Source organism: Mesorhizobium sp. BR1-1-16, from assembly GCF_020165495.1.
In the GTDB taxonomy this organism is placed as follows: domain Bacteria; phylum Pseudomonadota; class Alphaproteobacteria; order Rhizobiales; family Kaistiaceae; genus Kaistia.
This window is the reverse complement of sequence record NZ_JAIUIE010000006.1, coordinates 90,037-111,269: the sequence shown is the minus strand read 5'-3', so window position 1 is coordinate 111,269 and position 21,233 is coordinate 90,037. Positions and strand designations below refer to the sequence as shown.

26 protein-coding genes are annotated in these 21,233 nt (G+C 64.9%); 13 read left to right on the top strand and 13 right to left on the bottom strand.

Annotated elements, in window-relative coordinates; all coding sequences use genetic code 11:
- Window positions 1-232: 232 nt before the first annotated feature.
- Window positions 233-475 carry a hypothetical protein gene (locus LB518_RS14890; protein WP_224578310.1) on the top strand — a complete coding sequence of 81 codons (243 nt, stop codon included), beginning with the start codon at window positions 233-235 and terminating at the stop codon, window positions 473-475.
- Between the two features lie 15 nt (window positions 476-490).
- On the opposite strand, the gene LB518_RS14885 is transcribed toward LB518_RS14890, so the two are convergent.
- On the bottom strand, window positions 491-1,048 hold the full coding sequence (locus tag LB518_RS14885; RefSeq protein ID WP_224578309.1) for an HdeD family acid-resistance protein: 558 nt from the start codon (window positions 1,046-1,048) through the stop codon (window positions 491-493).
- A gap of 249 nt (window positions 1,049-1,297) precedes the next feature.
- Here LB518_RS14885 and LB518_RS14880 point away from each other — a divergent pair, with 249 nt between their 5' ends.
- The 3 genes from LB518_RS14880 to LB518_RS14870 all read left to right on the top strand — a co-directional run bounded on the left by LB518_RS14880 (window position 1,298) and on the right by LB518_RS14870 (window position 4,215).
- Window positions 1,298-2,125 carry an RNA methyltransferase gene (locus LB518_RS14880; protein WP_224578308.1) on the top strand — a complete coding sequence of 276 codons (828 nt, stop codon included), beginning with the start codon at window positions 1,298-1,300 and terminating at the stop codon, window positions 2,123-2,125.
- A complete protein-coding gene (gene murI, locus LB518_RS14875) occupies window positions 2,122-2,922 on the top strand; it encodes a glutamate racemase (RefSeq protein ID WP_224578307.1) in 801 nt (266 codons plus the stop codon). Before LB518_RS14880 ends, murI begins: the two co-directional genes overlap by 4 nt.
- 81 nt (window positions 2,923-3,003) lie before the next feature.
- Entirely contained in the window at window positions 3,004-4,215 is a 1,212-nt protein-coding gene (locus LB518_RS14870; RefSeq protein WP_224578306.1) for a glycosyltransferase family 87 protein, read from the top strand.
- Here LB518_RS14870 and LB518_RS14865 read toward each other — a convergent pair.
- The 4 genes from LB518_RS14865 to LB518_RS14850 form a co-directional block, all read right to left on the bottom strand.
- Window positions 4,166-4,606: a GtrA family protein gene (locus tag LB518_RS14865; RefSeq protein ID WP_224578305.1), complete on the bottom strand. Its 441-nt coding sequence runs from the start codon at window positions 4,604-4,606 to the stop codon at window positions 4,166-4,168. The two genes, LB518_RS14870 and LB518_RS14865, sit on opposite strands and share 50 nt — an antisense overlap.
- Entirely contained in the window at window positions 4,606-5,457 is an 852-nt protein-coding gene (locus tag LB518_RS14860) for a ChbG/HpnK family deacetylase (protein ID WP_224578304.1), read from the bottom strand. The genes LB518_RS14865 and LB518_RS14860 overlap by 1 nt, the downstream gene beginning before the upstream one ends.
- Window positions 5,454-6,425 carry a glycosyltransferase family 2 protein gene (locus LB518_RS14855; RefSeq protein ID WP_224578303.1) on the bottom strand — a complete coding sequence of 324 codons (972 nt, stop codon included), beginning with the start codon at window positions 6,423-6,425 and terminating at the stop codon, window positions 5,454-5,456. Before LB518_RS14855 ends, LB518_RS14860 begins: the two co-directional genes overlap by 4 nt.
- A gap of 87 nt (window positions 6,426-6,512) precedes the next feature.
- Window positions 6,513-7,547, bottom strand: coding sequence for an LLM class flavin-dependent oxidoreductase (locus LB518_RS14850; protein WP_224578302.1), 1,035 nt, complete (start codon window positions 7,545-7,547; stop codon window positions 6,513-6,515).
- 200 nt (window positions 7,548-7,747) lie between these two features.
- Between LB518_RS14850 and LB518_RS14845 the strand changes: the two genes are divergently transcribed.
- From LB518_RS14845 to LB518_RS14835, 3 genes are all read left to right on the top strand, one after another.
- A complete protein-coding gene (locus LB518_RS14845; protein ID WP_224578301.1) occupies window positions 7,748-8,956 on the top strand; it encodes a transglycosylase SLT domain-containing protein in 1,209 nt (402 codons plus the stop codon).
- 200 nt (window positions 8,957-9,156) lie between these two features.
- A complete protein-coding gene (gene rpsD / locus LB518_RS14840) occupies window positions 9,157-9,774 on the top strand; it encodes a 30S ribosomal protein S4 (protein ID WP_224578300.1) in 618 nt (205 codons plus the stop codon).
- 122 nt (window positions 9,775-9,896) lie between these two features.
- Window positions 9,897-10,796: a DMT family transporter gene (locus LB518_RS14835; RefSeq protein WP_224578299.1), complete on the top strand. Its 900-nt coding sequence runs from the start codon at window positions 9,897-9,899 to the stop codon at window positions 10,794-10,796.
- 43 nt (window positions 10,797-10,839) lie between these two features.
- On the opposite strand, the gene LB518_RS14830 is transcribed toward LB518_RS14835, so the two are convergent.
- Complete coding sequence (locus tag LB518_RS14830) at window positions 10,840-11,892, bottom strand: NAD(P)-dependent alcohol dehydrogenase (protein WP_224578298.1); 1,053 nt, start codon at window positions 11,890-11,892, stop codon at window positions 10,840-10,842.
- 204 nt (window positions 11,893-12,096) lie between these two features.
- On the opposite strand from LB518_RS14830, the gene ttcA reads away from it, so the two are divergent.
- Window positions 12,097-12,960 (top strand): tRNA 2-thiocytidine(32) synthetase TtcA, encoded by an 864-nt coding sequence (gene ttcA / locus LB518_RS14825; protein WP_224578297.1) that lies wholly within the window; start codon window positions 12,097-12,099, stop codon window positions 12,958-12,960.
- Window positions 12,961-13,011: 51 nt separating this feature from the next.
- On the opposite strand, the gene LB518_RS14820 is transcribed toward ttcA, so the two are convergent.
- The gene (locus tag LB518_RS14820) at window positions 13,012-13,485 is read right to left on the bottom strand and encodes a BA14K family protein (protein WP_224578296.1); all 474 of its coding nucleotides are present in this window, start codon (window positions 13,483-13,485) and stop codon (window positions 13,012-13,014) included.
- Window positions 13,486-13,528: 43 nt separating this feature from the next.
- Here LB518_RS14820 and LB518_RS14815 point away from each other — a divergent pair, with 43 nt between their 5' ends.
- Entirely contained in the window at window positions 13,529-13,780 is a 252-nt protein-coding gene (locus LB518_RS14815; protein ID WP_224578295.1) for a hypothetical protein, read from the top strand.
- A 9-nt stretch (window positions 13,781-13,789) separates the two neighbouring features.
- Here the strand turns inward: LB518_RS14815 and grxD are convergent, their stop codons facing one another.
- The 3 genes from grxD to purL form a co-directional block, all read right to left on the bottom strand.
- Entirely contained in the window at window positions 13,790-14,125 is a 336-nt protein-coding gene (grxD, locus tag LB518_RS14810; protein WP_224578294.1) for a Grx4 family monothiol glutaredoxin, read from the bottom strand.
- 75 nt (window positions 14,126-14,200) lie between these two features.
- On the bottom strand, window positions 14,201-14,434 hold the full coding sequence (locus LB518_RS14805) for a BolA family protein (RefSeq protein ID WP_224578293.1): 234 nt from the start codon (window positions 14,432-14,434) through the stop codon (window positions 14,201-14,203).
- A gap of 40 nt (window positions 14,435-14,474) precedes the next feature.
- On the bottom strand, window positions 14,475-16,685 hold the full coding sequence (purL, locus tag LB518_RS14800) for a phosphoribosylformylglycinamidine synthase subunit PurL (protein WP_224578292.1): 2,211 nt from the start codon (window positions 16,683-16,685) through the stop codon (window positions 14,475-14,477).
- A 135-nt stretch (window positions 16,686-16,820) separates the two neighbouring features.
- On the opposite strand from purL, the gene LB518_RS14795 reads away from it, so the two are divergent.
- Window positions 16,821-17,213, top strand: coding sequence for a VOC family protein (locus LB518_RS14795; protein WP_224578291.1), 393 nt, complete (start codon window positions 16,821-16,823; stop codon window positions 17,211-17,213).
- A 1-nt stretch (window position 17,214) separates the two neighbouring features.
- On the opposite strand, the gene purQ is transcribed toward LB518_RS14795, so the two are convergent.
- From purQ to purC, 3 genes are all read right to left on the bottom strand, one after another.
- The gene (gene purQ / locus LB518_RS14790) at window positions 17,215-17,877 is read right to left on the bottom strand and encodes a phosphoribosylformylglycinamidine synthase subunit PurQ (RefSeq protein ID WP_224578290.1); all 663 of its coding nucleotides are present in this window, start codon (window positions 17,875-17,877) and stop codon (window positions 17,215-17,217) included.
- Between the two features lie 5 nt (window positions 17,878-17,882).
- Window positions 17,883-18,125, bottom strand: coding sequence for a phosphoribosylformylglycinamidine synthase subunit PurS (gene purS / locus LB518_RS14785; protein WP_224578289.1), 243 nt, complete (start codon window positions 18,123-18,125; stop codon window positions 17,883-17,885).
- Between the two features lie 93 nt (window positions 18,126-18,218).
- Window positions 18,219-18,983: a phosphoribosylaminoimidazolesuccinocarboxamide synthase gene (gene purC, locus LB518_RS14780; RefSeq protein ID WP_224578288.1), complete on the bottom strand. Its 765-nt coding sequence runs from the start codon at window positions 18,981-18,983 to the stop codon at window positions 18,219-18,221.
- Window positions 18,984-19,289: 306 nt separating this feature from the next.
- Here purC and LB518_RS14775 point away from each other — a divergent pair, with 306 nt between their 5' ends.
- From LB518_RS14775 to LB518_RS14765, 3 genes are all read left to right on the top strand, one after another.
- Window positions 19,290-19,613, top strand: a complete 324-nt coding sequence (locus tag LB518_RS14775) for a DUF1476 domain-containing protein (protein ID WP_224578287.1) — start codon at window positions 19,290-19,292, stop codon at window positions 19,611-19,613.
- Between the two features lie 24 nt (window positions 19,614-19,637).
- Window positions 19,638-20,408 carry an HpcH/HpaI aldolase family protein gene (locus LB518_RS14770; protein ID WP_224578286.1) on the top strand — a complete coding sequence of 257 codons (771 nt, stop codon included), beginning with the start codon at window positions 19,638-19,640 and terminating at the stop codon, window positions 20,406-20,408.
- 99 nt (window positions 20,409-20,507) lie between these two features.
- On the top strand, window positions 20,508-21,203 hold the full coding sequence (locus LB518_RS14765; RefSeq protein WP_224578285.1) for an aquaporin: 696 nt from the start codon (window positions 20,508-20,510) through the stop codon (window positions 21,201-21,203).
- Window positions 21,204-21,233 lie beyond the last annotated feature (30 nt).

Genomic DNA, 21,233 nt, shown 5'->3' with positions numbered 1-21,233 from the left:
TTGGGATGCCCTCGCGGCGGAGGAGGCCGGCGCGATCGGGCTTGAGAGAAGCGTTGCTATAGCATCGCGTCCCCCGCCCGAAAAGGCGCGCGGCGGCGGACGCGGCCGCCGTGGAGAGCTGCTGCCGCTGATTCGACGCAATCGTTAACGGCGGCGGGAACCGTGACGCGGCAACGTCGTTTCACTGCAGCGGGCGCGCTCTGCCGCGTCATGGGTCAGGCGAGGGGTCGTCATGTCGGATCTTCACGAAACGCTTCAGACATTGCTGCTGCGCGGCGCAATTTTCGCTCTGTTCGGGCTGATTGCCTGGGCCGGATCGGTGGTCGCCATCGGCTTGGTCGTCGGCGCGGCGCGGACGATGGTCTCTGTCCCCGCGCTCGACTGGGCGAATGAGAACGCCGCAATCCTCGCAGCGTTCCTGGCGACTTTCGCCTACGCAGCGCTGTTCGTTCGCCCCGCGGCGAACGAACGCTGAGCAACGTGAACCGGATCAGGCGATGCGCTTGGCCGCGAGGCCGAGAGCGATATAGCTCCAGCCCGTGAAGAGCAGCGAGATGCCTGCCAGCGTGCCGGGCACCCAGAGACCCGAGAACGGGTAATTGGTGAGGATCATGATGCCGGCGAGCAGGGCGATGATGCCCGCCGCGAGGATCCAGCCCCAGCCATCATGCGGGCGAAGGCGCAGGCCGAGAATGATCTGGAACACGCCTTTGGCGATGAAGACGCCGGCGATGACGAGCGTCAGCGCGACCGATCCGGTGGCCGGCGACATATAGATCGCGATGCCGCCCAGAAGCATGACGATGCCGATGATGAGTTGCCAGAGAAAGCCGGTCCAGCTCTGCACGCTGAAGGCCTGCCAGATCTGGAAGATGCCGGCGACGACAAGGACGAGCGCGAGGAAGATGCCGACCGCGATCGACGAGACCAGCGGCATCGCGATCGCGAAGAACCCGCCGATCAGGAATATGATGCCCAGTACCAGGAACCAGCCCCATTTGCGCTGGACCGTGGATGAAATGCTCGTGACGGCGACGCTCGATGCCATGGTTCGACTCCCCCTTGTGATAACGCGATTTTGAACGAAGCGACCGGGTAGTACAACAGCATCGCGCGGTTCGCGGCCTTGACCTGCCGCAAGGCAGCGCAGCGGTGGCTAGCGTGGTGCTTTTCGCGACTTTGGAGCGTCACCGGCCGCTCCGATCCGACACCGCGTAGGCGTCATCGCCAAGCGGCGTCTGGCACCGCGCGGGATGATGCGCTAGGACCGGAAGCTCCACAGCCCGAGCCCTGCCTGATGAACACTTCCCCAGACCGACTTCTTGCCGATGGGCCCGCCGTGATCCTGGTCGAGCCCCAGCTCGGCGAGAATATCGGCACCGCTGCCCGCGCCATGGCGAATTTCGGCCTGCGCGACCTTCGCATCGTCAAGCCGCGCGACGGGTGGCCGAACGAAAGCGCCCGGCGCGCCGCGAGCCGGGCCGATCATGTGTTCGATCGTATCCGTGTCTTCGAGACGGTCGAGGCGGCGATTGCCGATATCGGCTATCTGATCGCGACGACGGCGCGCCCGCGCGAGATCGTCAAGACCGTGCGCGGACCGGCCTCGGCGGCCATGATCCTGCGCGGCCATGCGGTGGCCGGAACGCCGACCGGAATGCTGTTCGGGCGCGAGCGCATCGGCCTCACCAATGAGGAAATCTCCCTCGCCGACGAGATCGTGACGCTGCCGGTCGACCCTGAATTCGCCTCGCTCAATATCGCGCAGGCGGTGCTCATCCTTGGCTATGAGTGGCGGCGCAGCGGGCTCGCCTCGGAAGAGGAGGGGCTGCGCTTCCAGACGCCCAATCCGAGCCGGCCGGCGACCAAGGAGGAACTGGTCGGGCTGTTCGAGCATCTCGAAGGGGCGCTTGAAGCGGTGACGTTCTTCCGCCCGGCCGAAAAGAAGCCAGTGGTGGTGCAGACGCTGCGAGCGATGCTCGCCAAGGCCTCGTTCACCGAACAGGATATCCGCACGCTGCGCGGGGTCATCGCGGCACTGGAGAATCGGCCGACCCGGCCGCGACGGCGCGCCGATGGCAGCCTGACGACGAGCCGCGAGGACCCCGGGGAGGGCGCGGCATGAATGTCCGCCTCCTCGTCTTCGATTCAGGCATCGGCGGTCTTTCCGTGCTTTCGGAAATCCGCAGGCGCGTACCCGAGGCCGACATCGTCTATGTCGCCGACGACCTGGCGTTTCCCTATGGCGACTGGGAGGAGGCGCCGCTTCGCGATCATATCGTGATGCTGGTCGGCCGCCTGATCGAGCGATTTTCGCCGGATGCGGTCGTCATAGCCTGCAATACGGCCGCGACGCTGGTCCTGCCGGCACTACGGGCCGCCCATTCGATTCCCTTCGTCGGCACTGTCCCGGCCATCAAGCCAGCCGCCGAGCGCACGAAAAGCGGCGTCGTCGGCGTGCTGGCGACGCCTGGCACGATGCGGCGGGACTATACGCGCGCGCTGATCCGCTCCTTTGCACAGAACTGCCATGTTCGGCTGGTCGGCTCCTATGAATTGGCTCCGCTTGCGGAAAGCGTCATGCGGGGCGAGGCGGTCGGCGATGCGGCGATCCTGACCGAGATCGAGCCGGCGTTCATCGAGGTCGAGGGCCGACGCACCGACGCGGTGGTGCTCGCCTGCACGCATTACCCGTTCCTTCTCGATCGTTTCGTGCGGATCGCCCCATGGCCGGTTGCCTGGATCGATCCGGCGGAGGCGATTGCCCGCCGCGTCGTGTCGCTTCTCGGTCTCGACGAGACGCCGAGCATGATCGGCGTTCCCGGCGCGGCCTATCTTTCGTCCGGCCATTCGTGGCCACTGCCGCTGCAGCCGCTGCTGGCGAATTTCGGTCTGTCGCCGCAGGAAGGCTCGGCCCTGTGACACCGTCGGCCGTTCGGCGCCCTTGTGGGGCCCCGGTGCGCAGCCTATTTTGCCGGCCCCTGATCGCGGCGGAAACACTCCATGACCAGCACTGTGACGGCCGCCGGTTCGCGGCAAACCTTGGCATCGGCTGAGCCCCCGGCGCGCTGGATTCTGACGATCGGCGGCGTGGGCCTCGCGCTCTATGCGCTGTTCAACCTCGTCATCTTCGTTTTGGTCTATCTCAATCCCGAGGCGCGCAGCGTCGTGCCGATCTACCGCGTCGGCTCGCTCGGCTGGTGGGCTGGTCAGGACATCTTCGGTGCGGGGACGGCTGGCTTCATCTATCTGCCGAGCTTCGCCGTCCTCTACACGCCGTTTGCGCTACTCGGCGCGCAGTTTGGCGACATCGCCTGGCGTGCGGTCTCGGCGGCGTTGCTGGCTTATGCGATCGCCGAGGTGTTTCGTGTCGTGCTGACGCGCTTCGATGCGCGCACGCGCTGGCTGATTGTCGGTACCGCGCTCCTGATCGCGTTGCCGGGTGCCGCGAATTCGCTCCGCAACGGTCAGGCGACCAACATTCTCTACGGGCTGATGCTGCTCGCGACCGTTCATGTGATCGAGCGGCGCTGGTGGAGCGGTGCGATCCTGCTTGGCCTCGCCTTCGCGCTGAAGCCGCTGGCGATCGTCTACATCCTGCTTGTCGCGGCCCTGCAGCCGAAGATCATCCCCAAGCTGATCGTGGCGCTCGTGGTGCTGCTGGCCTTGCCGCTGGTAAACGTCAATCCCGCCCGCGCGCTGGAGCTCTATGGGATCGGCATCCACAAGGTGCTGATGTCGGGCGCGCCCGAAGCCGGGCGCTGGTCGGATATTACGGGGCTCATGGGGCGGTTCGGCATCGTCGCGCCGGAAAGCCTGCTGACCGTCGCCCGCCTCATCACGGCGATCCTGACGCTGGCGCTCGGCTTCGTCGCGCTTCGCCGCAACGGGCGCGTGCGCGGCATGATCAATCTCTATGCGCTCTCGGTCGTCTACCTGATGCTGATGAGCCCGCGCACCGAGGCGCAGACCTATCTGATGCTGTCCTCGACGCTGGCGATCGGCTCGGTGATCGCCTGGCATGTCGATGGCGAGCGCAAGGTGCCGGTCCTCTTCATCGTGCTCGCTGTCGCGCTGGCAGCCGGCGGCCTCGGTACAGCGATGCTGCGGGCCACCGATCTGTGGTGGGATCCGCTGCTCTGCCTCATCTATCTGCCGTTCCTTGTCAGGGACTGTCTGACGGTGCGGCCGGGTGAGCCTTCGGCCGATGCCTGAAGGTGAAGAAGCGATAGCCTGAATAAGATGCGACTGTGGAGATCGCCGTCGCGATCACCAGCGCCAAGAAGGGCAGCGTCTGCGGCCGTGCGAGGATGATCGCGGCATAGATGCCGTAATTGATCACGGACGAGATCGAGGCGACGGCGGCGTAGCGGGCAAATTCGCGAAGATGCGGGCGCCCCGGCATCGGGAACGTCCAGGTGCGGTTGATCAGCCAGCCGACGATCATTGCCGTCAGGATCGCGAAAGGCCGCGCGACCAGCGGGCCGAGCCCAAAATGCAGCAGCAGCTGCAGCATCGCGGCATCGACCGCGAAGGCGGTGAAACCGGCGATGGCGAAATGAACGAGATGCCGGATCCGGGGATCGGCGAGGGCGCGGCGGATCATCATTGCCACCACAGCACGCGGCCGTCCGCGTCGCGGCGGCACAGCCACAGCCAGGCGCCGATATCGCGCCGATCGAGAAGCGTCGCCAGTTCATCCTCCCGTCGGTCCGTGAGATCGTCGCGCGCCTGCAGCGTCGCATCGACATGGCCGGGATGGCACATGGCGAGATGCCGCGGCCCCTTTGCGCGGCGTGCGATGTCGAGTTCGCGGTCATAGGCCGTCGCCCGATCGAAGGCGGAAAAGCCCGAGAAGCCGTCATTGGACGGCAAGCCGGCACGCGCGAGATCGGTCGCGAGCCCGCGCGCGTGGAAAGCGACGCCGGCAGCCTTCACCAGGAAGGCGCGCCGCAGGAGAATCCGTGCCGGATGGTCGCCGGGATTGCGGACGAGGGGCTTTCGATTCGGATAGCGGGTCACGAGCGCCGCGATCAGAGCCCGCCGCACGACCGGGAAGATGTGCACATGATGATGGCCATCGACGAAATCGGGCGCCATGCCGGCCGCGTCCTCGAAGCTGTCGAGCTGGCGGGCGATCTCGGTCGCGATCTCATCGGCGGCCGCATCCACCTGGCCATGCAGGAACGGCGCGATGCCGGGCAAACGGCCTGTCGGAGCGAGGATCGGCATCGCGCCGAGCGGGCAGCCGGCGGTGAGGTTCAGATGCAGCCCGATCGCGATCCGCTCGCGGCGGGCGATCAGCGCCGGCGCCAGCGCGGGCCATTCCGGCCAGTTGGTCATCGCGGCGGTCGCCGAAAGATGGCCGGCGACGATGAGCTCGATGATGCCGCGCGAAACGCCTTCCGAAATTCCATAGTCATCCGCCGACAGGACGATGCGCCGCGCGCCGGTCATGACGCCCGGTCGCCCGCGCGGCGACCATGATCGCGTTCGGTGACGCCGATTTCCTCACCGACGAGGAAGAGCGGCCGCCGTTTCACTTCCTCATAGATGCGCGCGACATATTCGCCGAGCACGCCGAGCGAGATGAGCTGCACGCCGGAGAAGAACATGATCGACACGATCAGGGAGGGGAAGCCGGGCTGGTCGGTGCCCGAGACGAGCGTCATGATCAGGAAGACCAGCGCATAGACCATGGCGCAGGCCGAGACGACGAGGCCGAGATAAGACCAGACCTTGAGCGGGATGGTGGAAAACGACACGAGCCCGTCGACGGCGAAGCCGAGGAGGCGCGTGAAGTTCCAGCTCGACTGACCGGCGACGCGCCCGCCGACTGCAAACGGGATCGTCGTGTGCTCGAAGCCGATCCAGGCATAGAGCCCCTTGGAGAAGCGCGTGCGCTCGCCGAGGCGGTTCATCGCGTCGACGGCCTTGCGATCGAGCAGCAGGAAATCGACCGCGCCGCGAGGCAGACGCGGGGCGGCGATGAGGCGGAAAAGCGCATGGAAGCTGCGCGAATAGAGCCGCCGCAGGGCGCCTTCCTCGGCCATGCCTTCGCGCGAACCGAGCACGACCTTGAAGCCGGCGCGCCAGCGCTCGAGAAAGGCCGGCAGCATCTCGGGGGGATGCTGGGCGTCGCCATCCATCAGGATGACCGCATCGCCATCGGCATAATGGAGGCCGGCCGCAATCGCCGTTTCCTTGCCGAAATTGCGGCTGAGCGAAATCGCCGTGAAGCGCGGGTCGCTGTCATGGAGATCGCGAAGGCGCAGCAGCGTCGCGTCGGCCGAACCGTCATTGACGAACAGGACGGTCCAGTCGACGCCGAGGCTCTCGAGGACGGGCGTCAGGCGGCCGACGAAGAGCGGCAGGCCCTCTGCCTCGTTGTAGACCGGAACGACGATCGTGATCCGCTCAGCCATTCTGCGTTCCCCGGCACGGCATGACCAGCCAGGCTCCGCGCGGAGCCTGGCCGAACCGGCCGCAACCTAACAGGATCGCTCCGAATGTCATCCGGTCGCGAGAAGCTGCTCCCCGGCGGCCGAAGCCTTGCGCGCATCGGCAACGATTTTAAAGGAGCGGATGCGGTCGGCGTGGTCATAGAAATCCGACGTGATGATGAGCTCGTCGGCACCGGTTTGCTCAAGCATGGATTCGAGTTTTGCGCGCACGGTCGCCGGTCCGCCGATTGCGGCGACGCCCAGATGCGAAGCGACATAGGCTTCCTCGCGCTCGTCCCACAGCCCCTCCATGCTCTCGACCGGCGGCAGCAGGACCGTCGGCTTGCCACGCACGAGATTGACGAGGCGCTGGAACTGCGTCGTCGCCAGATACTGCGCCTTTTCGTCGGTCTCGGCCGCGATCACGGGCAGGCCGACCATGATGTAGGGTTTGTCGAGATATTCGGACGGGCGGAAATAGTGACGGTGCACCTCGATCGCTTCAAGAAGCCGCTGCGGCGCGAAATGGCTGGCGAAGGCGAAGGGCAATCCGAGCAGGGCGGAGAGCTGCGCGCTGAAGGTCGAGGAGCCGAGCAGCCAGACCGGGACATTGGAGCCGGAACCGGGGACGGCGCGCACCTTCTGGTTCTCGCCCGCCGGCGCGAGCAGCGCCAGCAGCTCTTGCACATTCTGGGGGAAGGCATTGTCATCGTCGACGAGATCGCGACGCAGAGCCCGCGTCGTCAACACGTCGGTCCCCGGCGCGCGGCCGAGGCCGAGATCGACGCGGCCAGGATAGAGCGCTTCGAGCGTGCCAAACTGCTCGGCGATGACGATCGGCGCGTGGTTCGGCAGCATGACGCCGCCGGAGCCGACACGGATGCGGCTCGTCGCGCCGGCGACATGGCCGATCAGCACCGAGGTTGCCGAGGAGGCGATGCCCGGCATGTTGTGATGCTCGGCGAGCCAGAAACGGTTGTAGCCGAGCCGTTCGGCGTGGCGGGCGAGGTCCACCATATTGGCGAAGGCGTCCGACGGCGTTCCGCCGGCCCGGATCGGCGCGAGGTCGAGAATGGAGAGCGGCGTCTGGCCGAGTTTCGGCATCGGAATGCTCCAAGAGGAGGATGAGAATACCCGATATGGTGTCCCGAGGGCCGGATCGGCAGGGGGCAACACCTTGATTTTACAAGAGTGCAGAGCTGCCGCATGAGAAGGTTTTTCCAAGGGACTTCGCAGACGGTAATTATCCGGTAATATGTCGCGAGCCGAAGGGCCATCCCGACACCGGAGATCCATTCGATCCGATGCCGTCTGTGAACGAAAAAGCCTCTGGAAAAGAGGTCGCCGGGCGTATTGTTCGGCGTCTCGTGGTTGTAACCGCGGCGCTGGCCTCGCTGACCGTTGGCGCTGCTGCGCTCAACCGTTCGTCGGCCCCTTATCCCGACGAGAGCCAGAAGGCGCAGATCGATCGGCTGATCGTCTTCTACTCCAAGAAATACAATGTCCCTGTTTCGCTCGCTCGCGAAGTCGTCCGGTCGGAGAGCGAATATCGCCCGCTCGCCCGCAACGGCCCTTATTGGGGGCTGATGCAGATCCGTTACGACACCGCGCAGGGCATGGGCTATCGCGGCTCGGCCAAGGGGCTGCTGGACGCCGAAACCAATCTCGCCTTCGGCATCGCCTATCTCGCCAATGCGTTGAAGGCTGCCGACGGCAACATGTCTCGCGGCCACATGCTCTATCGCAAGGGCTACTACTACGAAGCCAAGCGGAAGCGCGTGCTGGACGAGATGATCCTGGTCCGCGACTTCAGGCCAGTCGGCGAGGCGCCGACGCTGCTCGCAATGGCTGACGCTCAGGACGGCACCGGCGCGCTCTGGAGTGGCGAGGCGGTGCCTGGTCCGGCGACTTCGGCTTCTGCGGCGATTGCCGAAGCCGTCGCGGCGCCAATTCCGCGCGAGAAGCCGGTTGTCGAGACAGTGGTGGCCGAGGCCGTGCCGACGCCAATGACCGCGCCAGTCCCGGTTGCGGCGCCGGCTGTCGTCGGGCCCGCTGTCGCCCATCCGACCGTCGTCTATGCCTCGGTGCTGCCTTTCGCCAAGTCGCAGCCGCTGGCCAAACCGCTGTCGCCGACCCCGATCGTCGCTCCGGGCCTCGTGCCCGATTCGCCTGCGGCCGATCAGCCTGAGGTCACTGCCAAGGCCGATGGCGCCGTGCCGATGCCGCGTCCGAAGCCGGTCACGGCTGCCGCGTCCGTGCCTGCCGACGCTGTCGAGCCGCCGAAATCGAAGCTTGAGATTGCGCTGCTCGCGGCCGCCGCCAAGAAGGGCGCCGAGCTTGCTGCCGCCAAGGCTGCGGCCAATCCGGCGCCCGTTGCCGCCGCTGAGGCGGCGCCTGTCGTCATCGCGTCCACGGCTCTCCGCGGCAACGAAGCGGCCGCTGCGCCGGTGCGCGTTGCCGCCCGCCATGATGCGGTTCCGATGCCGCGCGCCCGGCCAGTCGTTTCCGAGTAGCGAGCGGTCTTCCGGCCCCGGCCGGATTTGACAGGGTGGTCCTTCTTCGTTAAAGACCCCCTCATTCGCGGGTCCTTCGGGCCCGCGTCTCATTTTCACGCACCCGCGGAGAAGGCAGTCCATCGCCTTGTCCTGTCGGTCCGCCACAAGCGGGCAGAGGAGGGCGCGTGTCCCTGAACTCTTGATGCATGGGATATGCGATGTCGAAGCGTGCTTCGTCCAAACACAAGATTGACCGTCGCCTTGGCGAAAACCTCTGGGGCCGTCCGAAGTCCCCGGTCAACAAGCGCGAATACGGCCCGGGCCAGCATGGCCAGCGCCGCAAGGGCAAGGTTTCCGACTATGGCACGCAGCTGCGCGCCAAGCAGAAGCTGAAGGGCTATTACGGCAACGTCTCCGAGAAGCAGTTCCGGAAGATCTATGCCGAGGCGACGCGCCGCAAGGGCGATTCGTCGGAGAGCCTGATCGGCCTGCTCGAGAGCCGTCTCGACGCGGTGGTCTACCGCGCCAAGTTCGTGCCGACCGTGTTCGCCTCGCGCCAGTTCATTTCGCACGGCCATATCAAGGTTAATGGCCGCCGCGTCACGGTCGCCAGCTACAGCGTCAAGGTCGGCGACCTCATCGAGGTCAAGGATTCGTCGAAGCAGCTCGCGATCGTCATCGAGGCGACGCAGCTCGCCGAGCGCGATGTGCCTGACTACATCGAAGTCGACCACAACAAGATGACCGCGAAGTTCGCCCGCGTTCCCGGCCTCGCCGATGTGCCGTATCCGGTGCACATGGAACCAAACCTCGTCGTCGAGTTCTATTCGCGCTAAGCCTTCGGCTTTCTGCGAAAGACTTTGGAAGGCCGCTCGCGAGGGCGGCCTTTTTCATTTCGGGTGTTGCCCCTCGGCGGAACGCGCTATTGAGGCGCTCCATATCGCCGAGGACCCTCCGCATGACTCGATCGGCCTCGACCGCGACGGCAACGTCTCAGCCTGACTTCATCGCTTATGGCGCGGTGATCATCACCATCGTCACCTGGGCCTCGGCCTTCGCCGCGATCCGGGTCGGCCTGCATCATCTGACGCCGGTCCAACTTGCCGCCGCCCGTTATTGCGCCGCCGCGGTCCCTGCCGTGCTTTACCTCGTGATCGCGCGCCCGCCACTGCCTTCGAAGCGCGATCTGCTGCGGCTGGCGGTGATCGGGCCGCTGTTCATCGCCGTCTATGCCGTGCTGCTCAATACAGGCGAGCGCACGGTGCCGGCGGGGCCGGCCTCATTCATCCTGCAGATCAATCCGGTTCTGGTGGCGCTGATCGCGACGCCGCTACTGGGCGAGCGCTTCGGGGCCTGGGGCTGGGTCGGCACCGTGGTGTCGTTCCTTGGTGTCGGACTGATCGCCTTCGGGCGGGGCGATCACTTCGCGCTCGATCCCGGCGCGCTGCTGATCGTCGGCTCCGCCATCTGCACATCGGTTTCGACGATCCTGCAGAAGCCATTGCTCGGTCGCATGCCGGCGTTGACCGTGACAGCCTGGATCCTGTTCATCGGCGCCTTGCCGGTCGCCCCGGCGCTGCCTGCCGCCATACGTGCACTCGGCGATGCGCCGACCGACGTCGTTCTCTCGGTCGCCTATCTGGCGATCCTGCCGACCGTTGTCGGCTACCTGACCTGGGCCACCGCGCTGAAGCGGTTCTCGGCCGGTCGGGCGTCCAACTTCCTCTACCTGATCGCGCCGACCGCGACGCTGATCGGCTTTGTCTGGCTCGGCGAGGTGCCGACGCTGCTCTCGCTGGTTGGCGGTCTCATGGCGATCGGCGGCGTGCTCATCGTCAATCTCATGCGCTCGCGCTGACGGCCGGCGCGAAAGGTCCGCGCCGGCCGCTCGTTCTGGCAGGTCAGGCGGCCGGAAGGGTCGCCATGTCGATGACGAAGCGATACTTCACGTCGCTTTTCAGCATCCGCTCATAGGCGGTGTTGATCTGGTCGATTGCGATCATCTCGATATCGGAGGTGATGCCGTGCTCGGCGCAGAAATCGAGCATCTCCTGCGTTTCGGGCAGTCCGCCAATGCCGGATCCGGCGAAGCTGTGCCGTCCGCCCAAAAGGCTGAAGGCCGCGATCGGCTGCGGATTCTCAGGCGCGCCGACGAGGCAGAGCGTGCCGTCGCGGCGGAGCAGGTTCAGATAGGCGTTGATGTCGTGATCGGCCGAGACGCAGTCGAGGATGAAGTCGAACTTGCCGGCCCACGGCTTCAAGGCGTCAGGCTCGCGCGTCACGACGACTTCATGCGCGCCAAGCCGCTCGCCATCGGCGCGCTTGCTCTCGGATGTCGTGAACAGGACGACATGGGCGCCGAACGCGCGGGCGAATTTGACGCCCATATGGCCGAGGCCGCCGAGACCGACGATGCCGACGGTCTGGCCCGGGCCGACCTTCCAATGGCGCAGCGGCGAATAGGTCGTGATTCCGGCGCAGAGCAGCGGCGCCACGGCGGCTAGATCGAGGTTTTCCGGGATCTTCAGCGCGAAATAATCATCGACGACGATGGCCTTGGAGTAGCCGCCATAGGTCATCTTGCCGGTGTGCTTGTCGGGGCTGTTATAGGTCCCGGTCGCGCCTGGAATGCAATACTGCTCCAGTCCGACTGCACAGTTCTCGCAAGTGCGGCAGGAATCGACCAGGCAGCCAACGCCAGCGAGGTCGCCCACTTTGAACTTGGTCACGGCGCTTCCGATCCGGCGGACGCGGCCGACGACTTCATGGCCGGTAATCGTCGGATAGACGCTGTTGTGCCATTCGTTGCGGTTCGTGTGGAGGTCGGAATGGCAGACGCCGCAGTAAAGGATCTCGATTTCGATATCGCTCGGACCGGGGTCGCGGCGCTCGAATGTGTAGGGTGCGAGGGGCGCGTCGGCCGATTGCGCGGCATAGCCTGTGCAGATGAACATCTGTGGCTCCGTGGCGGTATGGGGGATGATGATGGGGCTGAACGCCGGCCAGGACGCGCCGGCGCAGGCCTCAAGGATAGGCCATTTGCTGCATTGCGCACAAGACGTCATGCCCGATCGGCCGCTGGGAAGGCCAACCGCCTTGCATGCGCCGGGGCTTCGCGGCAAAGAGGTCTCCCGCGCGCTTCGCAGGAATCCGTTCCAATGACCGATCTGATCGACGACGCGACCATCGACGAGCCTGAACACGATGTCGCCGGGGCGCATCCGCTTTTCCGCGACGCGCCCAAATCGGTCGCCTTCGCCAAGCTGCGCAAGCGGCTGGTGCGCCAGACACGCGCGGCGCTCGATGATTTTGGAATGGTTCGTCCCGGCGACCGTTGGCTAGTCTGCCTTTCGGGCGGCAAGGATTCCTACGCCATGCTGGCGATGCTGCTCGATCTCAAATGGCGCGGCCTGCTGCCGGTCGATCTGCTCGCCTGCAATCTCGATCAGGCACAGCCGGGCTTCCCGGCCGACGTGCTGCCGCGTTTCTTCGAAAGTGTCGGCGTGCCCTACCGCATCGAGCGGCAGGACACCTATTCGGTTGTGGTCTCGAAGGTGCCGGCGGGCCGAACCTATTGCGCGCTCTGCTCGCGGTTGCGGCGCGGCCATCTCTACCGTGTCGCGCGCGAGGAAGGGTGCCAGGCCGTGGTGCTTGGCCATCACCGTGAGGACATCCTCGAAACGTTCTTCCTCAATCTCTTCCATGGCGGCAAGCTCGCAACCATGCCGCCGAAGCTGGTCAATGAGGAAGGTGATCTGTTCGTGCTGCGGCCGCTTGCCTATGCCGCCGAGGACGATATCGGGCGCTTTTCGGCGCTGATGCAGTTTCCGATCATTCCTTGCGATCTCTGCGGTTCGCAGGAGGGTCTGCAGCGTAACCAGATCAAGGCCATGCTGGCCGACTGGGAGCAGAAGTCGCCGGGGCGCAAGGACATCATGCTGAAGGCGCTCGGCAACGCCAATCCCTCGCATCTGGTCGATCGCAGCCTGTTCGACTTCGCGGGACTCGCGCTTCGCCCATAGAAAAACCGCGGCCCTTTCGGGGCCGCGGCAAAGGCGGAAACGATGCCCTGATTATTGCGGGGCGATGCAGCGATGCTGCAACCCGTCATAGCCGGTATAGGTACCGGTCGCGGCATTGAACGAACGGTAGCGCTGCGAGCAATAGGCAACATAGTCGTTCGCGTAGCGCTGCTGATTGTTGTTCGCGACGGCGCCGCCGATGATCGCGCCAGCTGCCAGGCCAAAGACGCCGGCGGCGAGGGCGGAATTATAGTTGTTATAGTAGTAGGTGCCGCGATAGCCCGGGCGCGGATAATAGCCAGGGCCGCGCCAGCCGGGGTGACGATAGACGGGGCGGGGACCATGGTTCCAGCCGGGGCCGCGATTATGCCAGCCATTGCCACGATAATACTGCGCGACATCGTAGGAGCCATCGGCGCGGACGGCGGTGTCCGCCTGTGCCGACAACGGCACTGCTGCCAGACCTGCGATCGCAATGGCTGCGGCAAGACCCGCTGACATCATCGTCTTCATGGGCTTCATCATAGTAACTCTCCGTCGATCACGGCGATGGCATGCTATTCGTCTGATGATGATCCCGCCCCATCATCCGATGCTTGAAGCCATCGCCACGCATTGCATCGCTGCTTCAACGATCGACGACCGTGGCGGTTCCGTTTTATTATCCAAGCGGAAAATCATTCGGCTTCAAGCTGCAGCGCATCACGCCAGTCGCTTGGCATTGCCAGGCGACGCGGCTCCGCTGAATTCCCATTTCACACGCAGCAAACAAACGAGCGCCGCTGGATGGATTCCGGCGGCGCTCCTGAATGGTAGCTGATGAATCGGCTCAGGCCGACTGAGCGACCACGATGCCCTTCTCTGTCAGGAAGGACTGGATCTCGCCGGCCTGGAACATCTCGCGAATGATGTCGCAACCGCCGACGAACTCGCCCTTCACATAGAGCTGGGGAATCGTCGGCCAGTTCGAATAGTCCTTGATGCCCTGGCGAATGTCGGCATCGGCGAGCACGTTGATGCCCTTATAGTCGACGCCGAGGTAATCGAGGATCTGGACCACCTGGCCCGAGAAGCCGCACTGCGGAAAGGCCGGCGTGCCCTTCATGAACAGCACGACGTCGTTCGACTTCACTTCGCTGTCGATGAAAGCGCTGATATCGGACATGTCTTCAACTTCCTCGGCTGGCCGGACGGGGGAGGGCCGATCCGGCGTCGTTGCAAATCGCGCCTCAGCGCGTCGTCATTCAGGTGCACTCGTCTGCAGGGCCAGAGCATGCAGCGCGCCGCCCATATTGCCCTTCAGCGCGGCATAGACCATCTGGTGCTGCTGCACACGGTTCTTGCCGCGAAACATCTCCGACACAACTTCGGCGGCATAATGGTCGCCGTCGCCGGCCAGATCGCGGATGACGATCCGAGCGTCGGGCAGAGCCGCCTTGATCAGGCCTTCGATCTCGCGCGCGTCCATTGCCATGATCATTCCCCGCCGGTCGTCGTCGCGCTCTCGTGACGGCTCAGATGCCGCCCGCCATGAATGCCGGGAACCAATTGTCGTGGGCCTCGGTCAACTTTGCAACAGATATGGTGGCGATGTCCGCCACATCCAAGCTCTCGCCTCCGACATGACCAAGGAGTGTAGCCGAGATGCCTGCCGTCTCGGCAGCTGCGCGGACGCCATCGGCGGCACCAGCTGGAACCGTCACGACATAACGCGCCTGGTCCTCGCCGAACAGATAGGCATGGCGGGCGTCGGTCGCCGGCAGGCGGATCGCCGCGCCGCGCCGTCCGGCCATCGCCATCTCTGCGAGCGCAACGGCGAGGCCGCCATCGGAAATGTCGTGGCAGGCGGTGACGTTGGCGGCACGGATGAGACTGCGGACGAAGTCGCCGACCTTGCGTTCCTCCGTGAGATCGACCGGGGGGGGCGCCCCTTCCTCGCGGCCGAGGATTTCCCGCAGATAGATCGACTGGCCGAGATGGCTGCCCGCCTTGCCGATCAGGAGGATCGCGTCGCCATCTTGCTTGAAGGCGACGGTCGCCATGACGGAGAGGTCGGGAAGCAGGCCGACGCCGCCGATCGCTGGGGTCGGCAGGATGCCGACGCCGCTGGTCTCGTTGTAAAGCGAGACATTGCCTGAGACGATCGGGAAGTCGAGCGCGCGGCAGGCTTCGCCGATGCCTTCGATGGCGCCGACGAGCTGGCCCATGATCTCGGGCTTTTCAGGATTGCCGAAATTGAGGTTGTCCGTCGCGGCGAGCGGCTCGGCGCCGACCGCCGTCAGATTGCGCCAGCATTCGGCGATCGCCTGCTTGCCGCCCTCGAAGGGATCGGCCTCGCAATAGCGCGGGCTGACGTCGAGGGAGAAGGCAAGGGCCTTCTTCTCGTGGCCTTCGACGCGGATGACGCCGGCGTCGCCACCCGGACGAAGCGCCGTATTGCCCTGGATCAGATGATCATACTGTTCCCAGACCCAGCGGCGCGAGGCCATGTCGGGAGCGCCGACGATCTTGATCAGTGCAGCGGCATAATCGTTAGGCTCTGCGACATCGCCGGCCGCGATCGCGGCTGGCGGTATGGCGCGCGTATAGGGGCGATCATATTCGGGCGCTTCGTCGCCCAGTTCCTTGATCGGCAGGTCGGCGACGACCTCGCCATGGCGCAGGATCCGGAAGCGCAGGTCGTCGGTCGTGTAGCCGACGATCGCGAAATCGAGACCCCATTTGCGGAAGATCGCCTCGGCTTCGGCCTCCTGCTCGGGCCGCAGCACCATCAACATGCGCTCCTGGCTCTCGGAGAGCATCATTTCATAAGCGCTCATGCCCTCCTCGCGGCAGGGCACCTTGTCGAGATCGAGCTCGATGCCGAGATCGCCCTTGGCGCCCATCTCCACCGCCGAACAGGTGAGGCCGGCCGCCCCCATGTCCTGGATCGCAATCACCGCGCCGGTCTTCATCAGCTCAAGACAGGCTTCGAGCAGCAGTTTCTCGGAGAAGGGATCGCCGACCTGCACAGTCGGGCGCTTCTCCTCGATGGTCTCGTCGAATTCGGCCGAGGCCATGGTGGCGCCGCCGACGCCGTCGCGGCCGGTCTTGGAGCCGAGATAGACAACCGGCAGGCCGACGCCCTCGGCCTTCGAATAGAAGATGCTGTCGGCGCGCGCGAGGCCGGCCGCAAAGGCGTTGACGAGGATGTTGCCATTGTAGCGGGCGTGGAAATTGACCTCGCCGCCGATGGTCGGCACGCCGAACGAATTGCCATAGCCACCGACGCCGGCAACGACGCCAGAGACGAGATGGCGGGTCTTGGGATGCTCCGGCGCGCCGAAGCGCAGCGCGTTCATCGCTGCGACCGGACGGGCGCCCATGGTGAAGACATCACGCAGGATGCCGCCGACGCCCGTCGCCGCGCCCTGATAGGGCTCGATGAAGGAGGGATGGTTGTGGCTTTCCATCTTGAAGATGATCGCCTCGCCATCGTCGATATCGACGACGCCGGCATTCTCGCCCGGCCCGCAGATCACGCGCGGGCCTGTGGTCGGCAGCGTGCGCAGCCACTTCTTGGAACTCTTGTACGAGCAGTGCTCGTTCCACATCGCCGAGAAGATGCCGAGCTCGGTCAGCGTCGGCGTCCGGCCGATCAGATCGAGGATGCGCTGGTATTCGTCGGGCTTGAGGCCGTGGCTCGCGACGAGTTCGGGCGTGATCGGCGTATCGTTGGCAAGCACGGATGACCTCGACCTTGGGATTTGAGGTTCGGATAGAGCGCGGCGGCCCGCATGTAAATGGCAGCAACGAAAAAGCTGCCGCCTCGGCGCGAATCAGCCAAGCTCATGACAGATGCGAGGCGACCGGAGCGAGCCATGGAATTCAATCACGTCGCCAACCGCGTTGCCGCGGGACATTTCGAAACGATCGTTGCGCTGTTCAAGGAGCGTCTCGGATTCACCGAACTCCGGCGCACCGAGCGCGCGATCTGGCTGCGCAAGGCGGGCTTCAACATCGACCTGCAATTCTCCCGCGTCGCAGCCTCGCATGACGATCCCGAGCGCGCGCGCTCGCAGGTCTCGTTTCTCAGCCTGACGCCGCGCGACGAACTCGAGACCCTGGCCGGTTGGCTCGCCGAGCGCGGCGTCACAGCTCATGTCGGCGCCTATTCCGATCGCGAATTCTACCTCGAAGCGCCTGACGCGTTGGTCGACTTCGTCATCGAGGCGATGCGGCCGGAGCTCGCGGACTATCCCGTCAAGGAATAGTTCAGGCGACAGCCTTCAGCGCACTCTCGAACAGCGGGCGCCCGTCTGTGCCGCCATTCAGCGGTTCGATCAGGTTTTCCGGATGCGGCATCATGCCGAGAATGTTGCGCTTTTCCGAAAGGATGCCGGCGATGTCGTCGATCGAGCCGTTCGGATTGCCGACATAGCGGAACGCGATGCGATCCTCGCCTTTGAGGCGGGCCAGCGTCTCGTCGTCGGCGCGGTAATTGCCGTCGCCATGAGCGACGGGCGAGCGGATCACCTGGCCCTTGGCATAACCGGATGTGAAGACCGAGGCGGTCGTCTCGACGCGAAGCTCGACCTCCTTGCAGATGAAGCGGAGGCCGGCATTGCGCATCAGCACGCCCGGCAGCAGCCCGGCTTCGCAGAGGATTTGGAAGCCATTGCAAACGCCGAGAACCGCGACGCCGCGCTCCGCCTCGCGGGCGATTGCCGCCATGATCGGCGCACGGGCCGCGATGGCGCCCGAGCGCAGATAGTCGCCATAGGAGAAGCCACCGGGGATGACGATGAGGTCGACCTTGGGCAGTTCGCTGTCGGCGTGCCAGACGCTGACCGGGCGCTGGCCGCTGATCTTTTCCAGCGTCGCGATCATGTCGCGCTCGCGATTGGACCCGGGGAAGACGACGACGGCGGATTTCATGTCGCTCAGCCCACGATCTCGACGCGGTAATTCTCGATGACCGTATTGGCCAGCAGCTTGGCCGCCATGGCTTCGAGATCGGCCTTGGCCTTGTCCGCATCGGTTCCGGCGATCTCGATGTCGAACACCTTGCCCTGGCGGACGCCGCCGACGCCGGCAAAGCCGAGCGCGCCAAGCGCGCCTTCGATCGCCTTGCCCTGCGGATCGAGGACGCCGTTCTTCAAGGTGACGGTGACGCGGGCCTTCATGGATGCTCCGGTAGACGCGAAGAGGATGGACGATGCCGCCTGACAGGCGGAACGGAAACGGCCGCCCTTTGGGGCGGCCGCAGTCGTGATGGCTTACTGGACGAGCACGGGACCGCCGCCGACGGGGCGATCGGGCTCGATCAGGATGCCGAGGCGGCGCGCCACTTCCTGATAGGCTTCGACGAGACCGCCCATATCGCGGCGGAAACGGTCCTTGTCGAGCTTGTTCTGGGTGGCGACGTCCCACAGGCGGCAGCTGTCGGGCGAAATCTCGTCGGCGACAACGATGCGCATCATGTCGCCTTCCCAGAGCCGGCCGCACTCGATCTTGAAATCGACGAGCTGGATGCCGGCACCGAGGAAAAGACCGGAGAGGAAGTCGTTGACACGAATGGCGAGCGCCATGATGTCGTCGATTTCCTGCGGCGTCGCCCAGCCGAAGGCGGTGATGTGCTCTTCCGAAACCATCGGATCGTCGAGCGCATCGGCCTTGTAATAGAACTCGATGATCGAGCGCGGCAGGACGGTGCCTTCCTCGAGGCCGAGGCGCTTCGCCAGCGAGCCGGCGGCGATGTTCCGGACGACGATTTCGAGCGGGATGATCTCGACTTCGCGAATCAGCTGCTCACGCATGTTGAGCCGCCGAATGAAGTGAGTCGGAATGCCCATCTTGTTCAGATGAGTGAAGATGTGTTCGGAAATGCGGTTGTTGAGCACGCCCTTCCCGTCGACCACCTCATGCTTCTTCTTGTTGAATGCGGTGGCGTCGTCCTTGAAGAATTGTATCAGCGTGCCGGGCTCAGGTCCTTCGAAAAGGATCTTGCCCTTGCCCTCATAGATGCGCCGACGGCGGTTCATGGGCACATACCGTGGTTTGAGGAAATCCATTAGGCCGGGGTTCCAATATACAGGGATTCGCCGCGGCGAAAGTTCAGCCGGCCGAACCCGATCAGGGCCGTCCGCGCGGCGTGAACCTACCCGATCGCTCCCCAATTAACAATGAGCCACAATTGCGGCCATTTGGAGCGAGGCCACCTTGTGGCGGTTGGGTCGGGGCGGCGTCGACGTTGATTTGGGGTATCCGTCACTATATGCAAGAGGCCATCCAGCCTGCGGCCCGCCGAACAGCTCGCCGTCAGTCCATTGATCCAAGCGGAGAGCCCGATGACGACGTTCGACCAGCGCAAGGACGCCTTCGAGAACCGGTTCGCCCATGATGAAGCGCTTCGCTTCAAGGCCATCTCCCGCCGCAACAAGCAGCTCGGCCTCTGGGCCGCGGCTCTGATCGGCAAGGCGGGCGCCGAGGCCGAGACCTATGCGAGCGAAGTGGTCGCCGCTGATTTCGAGGAAGCGGGCGACGAGGACGTCTTCCGCAAGATCCGCCAGGACCTCGACGCCGCCGGCATCGCGCAGTCGGACCATCAGATCCGCCGCACCATGGACGAACTGCTCGCCAAGGCGATCGAAGACATCAAGACCGAGGGCTGAGGGCCCGCCGCACGAGGCGCTGCCATGACATTCGTCTCGCTCGCCGCGCGGCTGGCGAAAGGTTCTCCCGCGCTCTCGGCGTGGATTGCGATGCCGGATCCCCTCGTTGCTGAAAGCGCAGCGCGGGCCGGCTTCGATTGTGTGACGCTCGACATGCAGCATGGGCTCCATGACGCAATCAGCGTCATGCGCGGGATCGGTGCTGTGACGCTCGCGGGGCGATCGACGATTGTCCGTGTCCCGGTCGGCGACTTCGCGATGGCGAGCCGCGCGCTCGACATGGGCGCTTCGGCGGTGATCGCGCCGATGATCAATTCGGCGGATGACGCCACGGCTTTGGTCGCTGCCACCAAATATCCGCCTGTCGGCCAGCGGAGCTGGGGTCCGACGCGCACGATCCAGCTTCAAGGGGTCGAAGCCGCTGACTATCTCGCGACCGCCAACATGACGACGCTTGTCTTCGCCATGATCGAGACGGTCGAGGCCATGACGGCTCTGGATGCGATCCTGGCGGTCCCCGGCCTCGATGCGGTCTTTATCGGACCTTCGGATCTCTCGATCGCGCTTTCGGCCGGCGCGAATGTCGACCCGATGCGGACTGATAACCAGGAAGCCGCCTCATTGATCCGCACGCGTGCGCACGCCGCCGGCAAGAAGGTCGGCATCTTCGCGCTCAACGGCGCCCAGGCCCGGCTCTATCGCATGCTCGGCTATGACTTCATCGCCGTCGGCGTCGATGCGGCCTATTTCGCGCTTGGCGCCGCGACCATGCTGTCGGAAGCGCGACGCGACTGACGAAGGGCCGGCCTAGCTCGCTCTGTTCACTTTTGCACTTTTTATTGGCGAGACGTATTTTCTCTTGTGGCGGCGACTTATGCCGCTCGGGGGGAAATCATGAGAAAGCCCATTGCCGAGTTTATCGGCACCTTTACGCTCGTCTTCTTTGGCTGCGGAGCGGCGGTGATCGCCGGTCCGCAAGTTGGTGCGACCACGGTCGGCGTCCTCGGCATCGCCTTTGCCTTCGGTCTTGCCATCGTCGCCATGGCCTATGCGATCGGTCCGGTCTCCGGCTGTCACGTCAATCCTGCCGTCAGCCTCGGCGCGCTGGTTGCCGGCCGCCTGTCCGTTGGCGACTTCATCTCCTATGTGATCGCCCAGGTCGCCGGCGCGATCGTCGGCGCGCTGCTTCTCTTCCTGATCATGAAGGGCAAGGCGTCGGGCTGGGAGGGCGGCATGGGCACCAATGGCTGGGGTGCCGGCTATCTCGGCGAATACAACACCGTCTCAGCGTTCCTGTTCGAGACGGCCGCGACCTTCATCTTCCTGGTCGTCATCCTTGGCGTCACCCACAAGATCGCGCTCAATCACTTCGCGGGCGTCGCCATCGGCCTGACGCTGGTCATGATCCATATTGTCGGCATCAATGTTACCGGCGTTTCGGTCAATCCGGCGCGCAGCATTGGTCCGGCGCTGTTCGTCGGCGGCCAGGCGATTGCGCAGCTCTGGCTGTTCATCATCGCACCATTCCTCGGCGCGGCGCTCGCCGGACTGCTGTTCCGTTCGGGCGTGCTTTACGGCGAGGATACCTGAACCCCGCGTTTGCAAAAAGCGAGGCCGGGC

Excerpts from the sequence above, each read along its gene's own strand:
- LB518_RS14850 (WP_224578302.1), bottom strand. The coding sequence starts at position 7,547 with ATGCCGAAACTCGGCCAGACGCCGCTCTCCATTCTCGACCTCGCGCCG.
- LB518_RS14770 (WP_224578286.1), top strand. The coding sequence starts at position 19,638 with ATGACATTCGTCTCGCTCGCCGCGCGGCTGGCGAAAGGTTCTCCCGCG.
- purC (WP_224578288.1), bottom strand. The coding sequence starts at position 18,983 with ATGAACCGCCGTCGGCGCATCTATGAGGGCAAGGGCAAGATCCTTTTC.
- rpsD (WP_224578300.1), top strand. The coding sequence starts at position 9,157 with ATGTCGAAGCGTGCTTCGTCCAAACACAAGATTGACCGTCGCCTTGGC.
- murI (WP_224578307.1), top strand. The coding sequence starts at position 2,122 with ATGAATGTCCGCCTCCTCGTCTTCGATTCAGGCATCGGCGGTCTTTCC.
- LB518_RS14870 (WP_224578306.1), top strand. The coding sequence starts at position 3,004 with ATGACCAGCACTGTGACGGCCGCCGGTTCGCGGCAAACCTTGGCATCG.
- LB518_RS14880 (WP_224578308.1), top strand. The coding sequence starts at position 1,298 with ATGAACACTTCCCCAGACCGACTTCTTGCCGATGGGCCCGCCGTGATC.
- LB518_RS14855 (WP_224578303.1), bottom strand. The coding sequence starts at position 6,425 with ATGGCTGAGCGGATCACGATCGTCGTTCCGGTCTACAACGAGGCAGAG.
- LB518_RS14805 (WP_224578293.1), bottom strand. The coding sequence starts at position 14,434 with ATGGCAATGGACGCGCGCGAGATCGAAGGCCTGATCAAGGCGGCTCTG.
- purS (WP_224578289.1), bottom strand. The coding sequence starts at position 18,125 with ATGAAGGCCCGCGTCACCGTCACCTTGAAGAACGGCGTCCTCGATCCG.
- grxD (WP_224578294.1), bottom strand. The coding sequence starts at position 14,125 with ATGTCCGATATCAGCGCTTTCATCGACAGCGAAGTGAAGTCGAACGAC.
- LB518_RS14765 (WP_224578285.1), top strand. The coding sequence starts at position 20,508 with ATGAGAAAGCCCATTGCCGAGTTTATCGGCACCTTTACGCTCGTCTTC.
- purQ (WP_224578290.1), bottom strand. The coding sequence starts at position 17,877 with ATGAAATCCGCCGTCGTCGTCTTCCCCGGGTCCAATCGCGAGCGCGAC.
- LB518_RS14795 (WP_224578291.1), top strand. The coding sequence starts at position 16,821 with ATGGAATTCAATCACGTCGCCAACCGCGTTGCCGCGGGACATTTCGAA.
- LB518_RS14860 (WP_224578304.1), bottom strand. The coding sequence starts at position 5,457 with ATGACCGGCGCGCGGCGCATCGTCCTGTCGGCGGATGACTATGGAATT.
- LB518_RS14890 (WP_224578310.1), top strand. The coding sequence starts at position 233 with ATGTCGGATCTTCACGAAACGCTTCAGACATTGCTGCTGCGCGGCGCA.
- LB518_RS14775 (WP_224578287.1), top strand. The coding sequence starts at position 19,290 with ATGACGACGTTCGACCAGCGCAAGGACGCCTTCGAGAACCGGTTCGCC.
- ttcA (WP_224578297.1), top strand. The coding sequence starts at position 12,097 with ATGACCGATCTGATCGACGACGCGACCATCGACGAGCCTGAACACGAT.
- LB518_RS14815 (WP_224578295.1), top strand. The coding sequence starts at position 13,529 with ATGATGATCCCGCCCCATCATCCGATGCTTGAAGCCATCGCCACGCAT.
- LB518_RS14845 (WP_224578301.1), top strand. The coding sequence starts at position 7,748 with ATGCCGTCTGTGAACGAAAAAGCCTCTGGAAAAGAGGTCGCCGGGCGT.
- LB518_RS14865 (WP_224578305.1), bottom strand. The coding sequence starts at position 4,606 with ATGATCCGCCGCGCCCTCGCCGATCCCCGGATCCGGCATCTCGTTCAT.
- LB518_RS14830 (WP_224578298.1), bottom strand. The coding sequence starts at position 11,892 with ATGTTCATCTGCACAGGCTATGCCGCGCAATCGGCCGACGCGCCCCTC.
- LB518_RS14820 (WP_224578296.1), bottom strand. The coding sequence starts at position 13,485 with ATGATGAAGCCCATGAAGACGATGATGTCAGCGGGTCTTGCCGCAGCC.
- LB518_RS14885 (WP_224578309.1), bottom strand. The coding sequence starts at position 1,048 with ATGGCATCGAGCGTCGCCGTCACGAGCATTTCATCCACGGTCCAGCGC.
- LB518_RS14835 (WP_224578299.1), top strand. The coding sequence starts at position 9,897 with ATGACTCGATCGGCCTCGACCGCGACGGCAACGTCTCAGCCTGACTTC.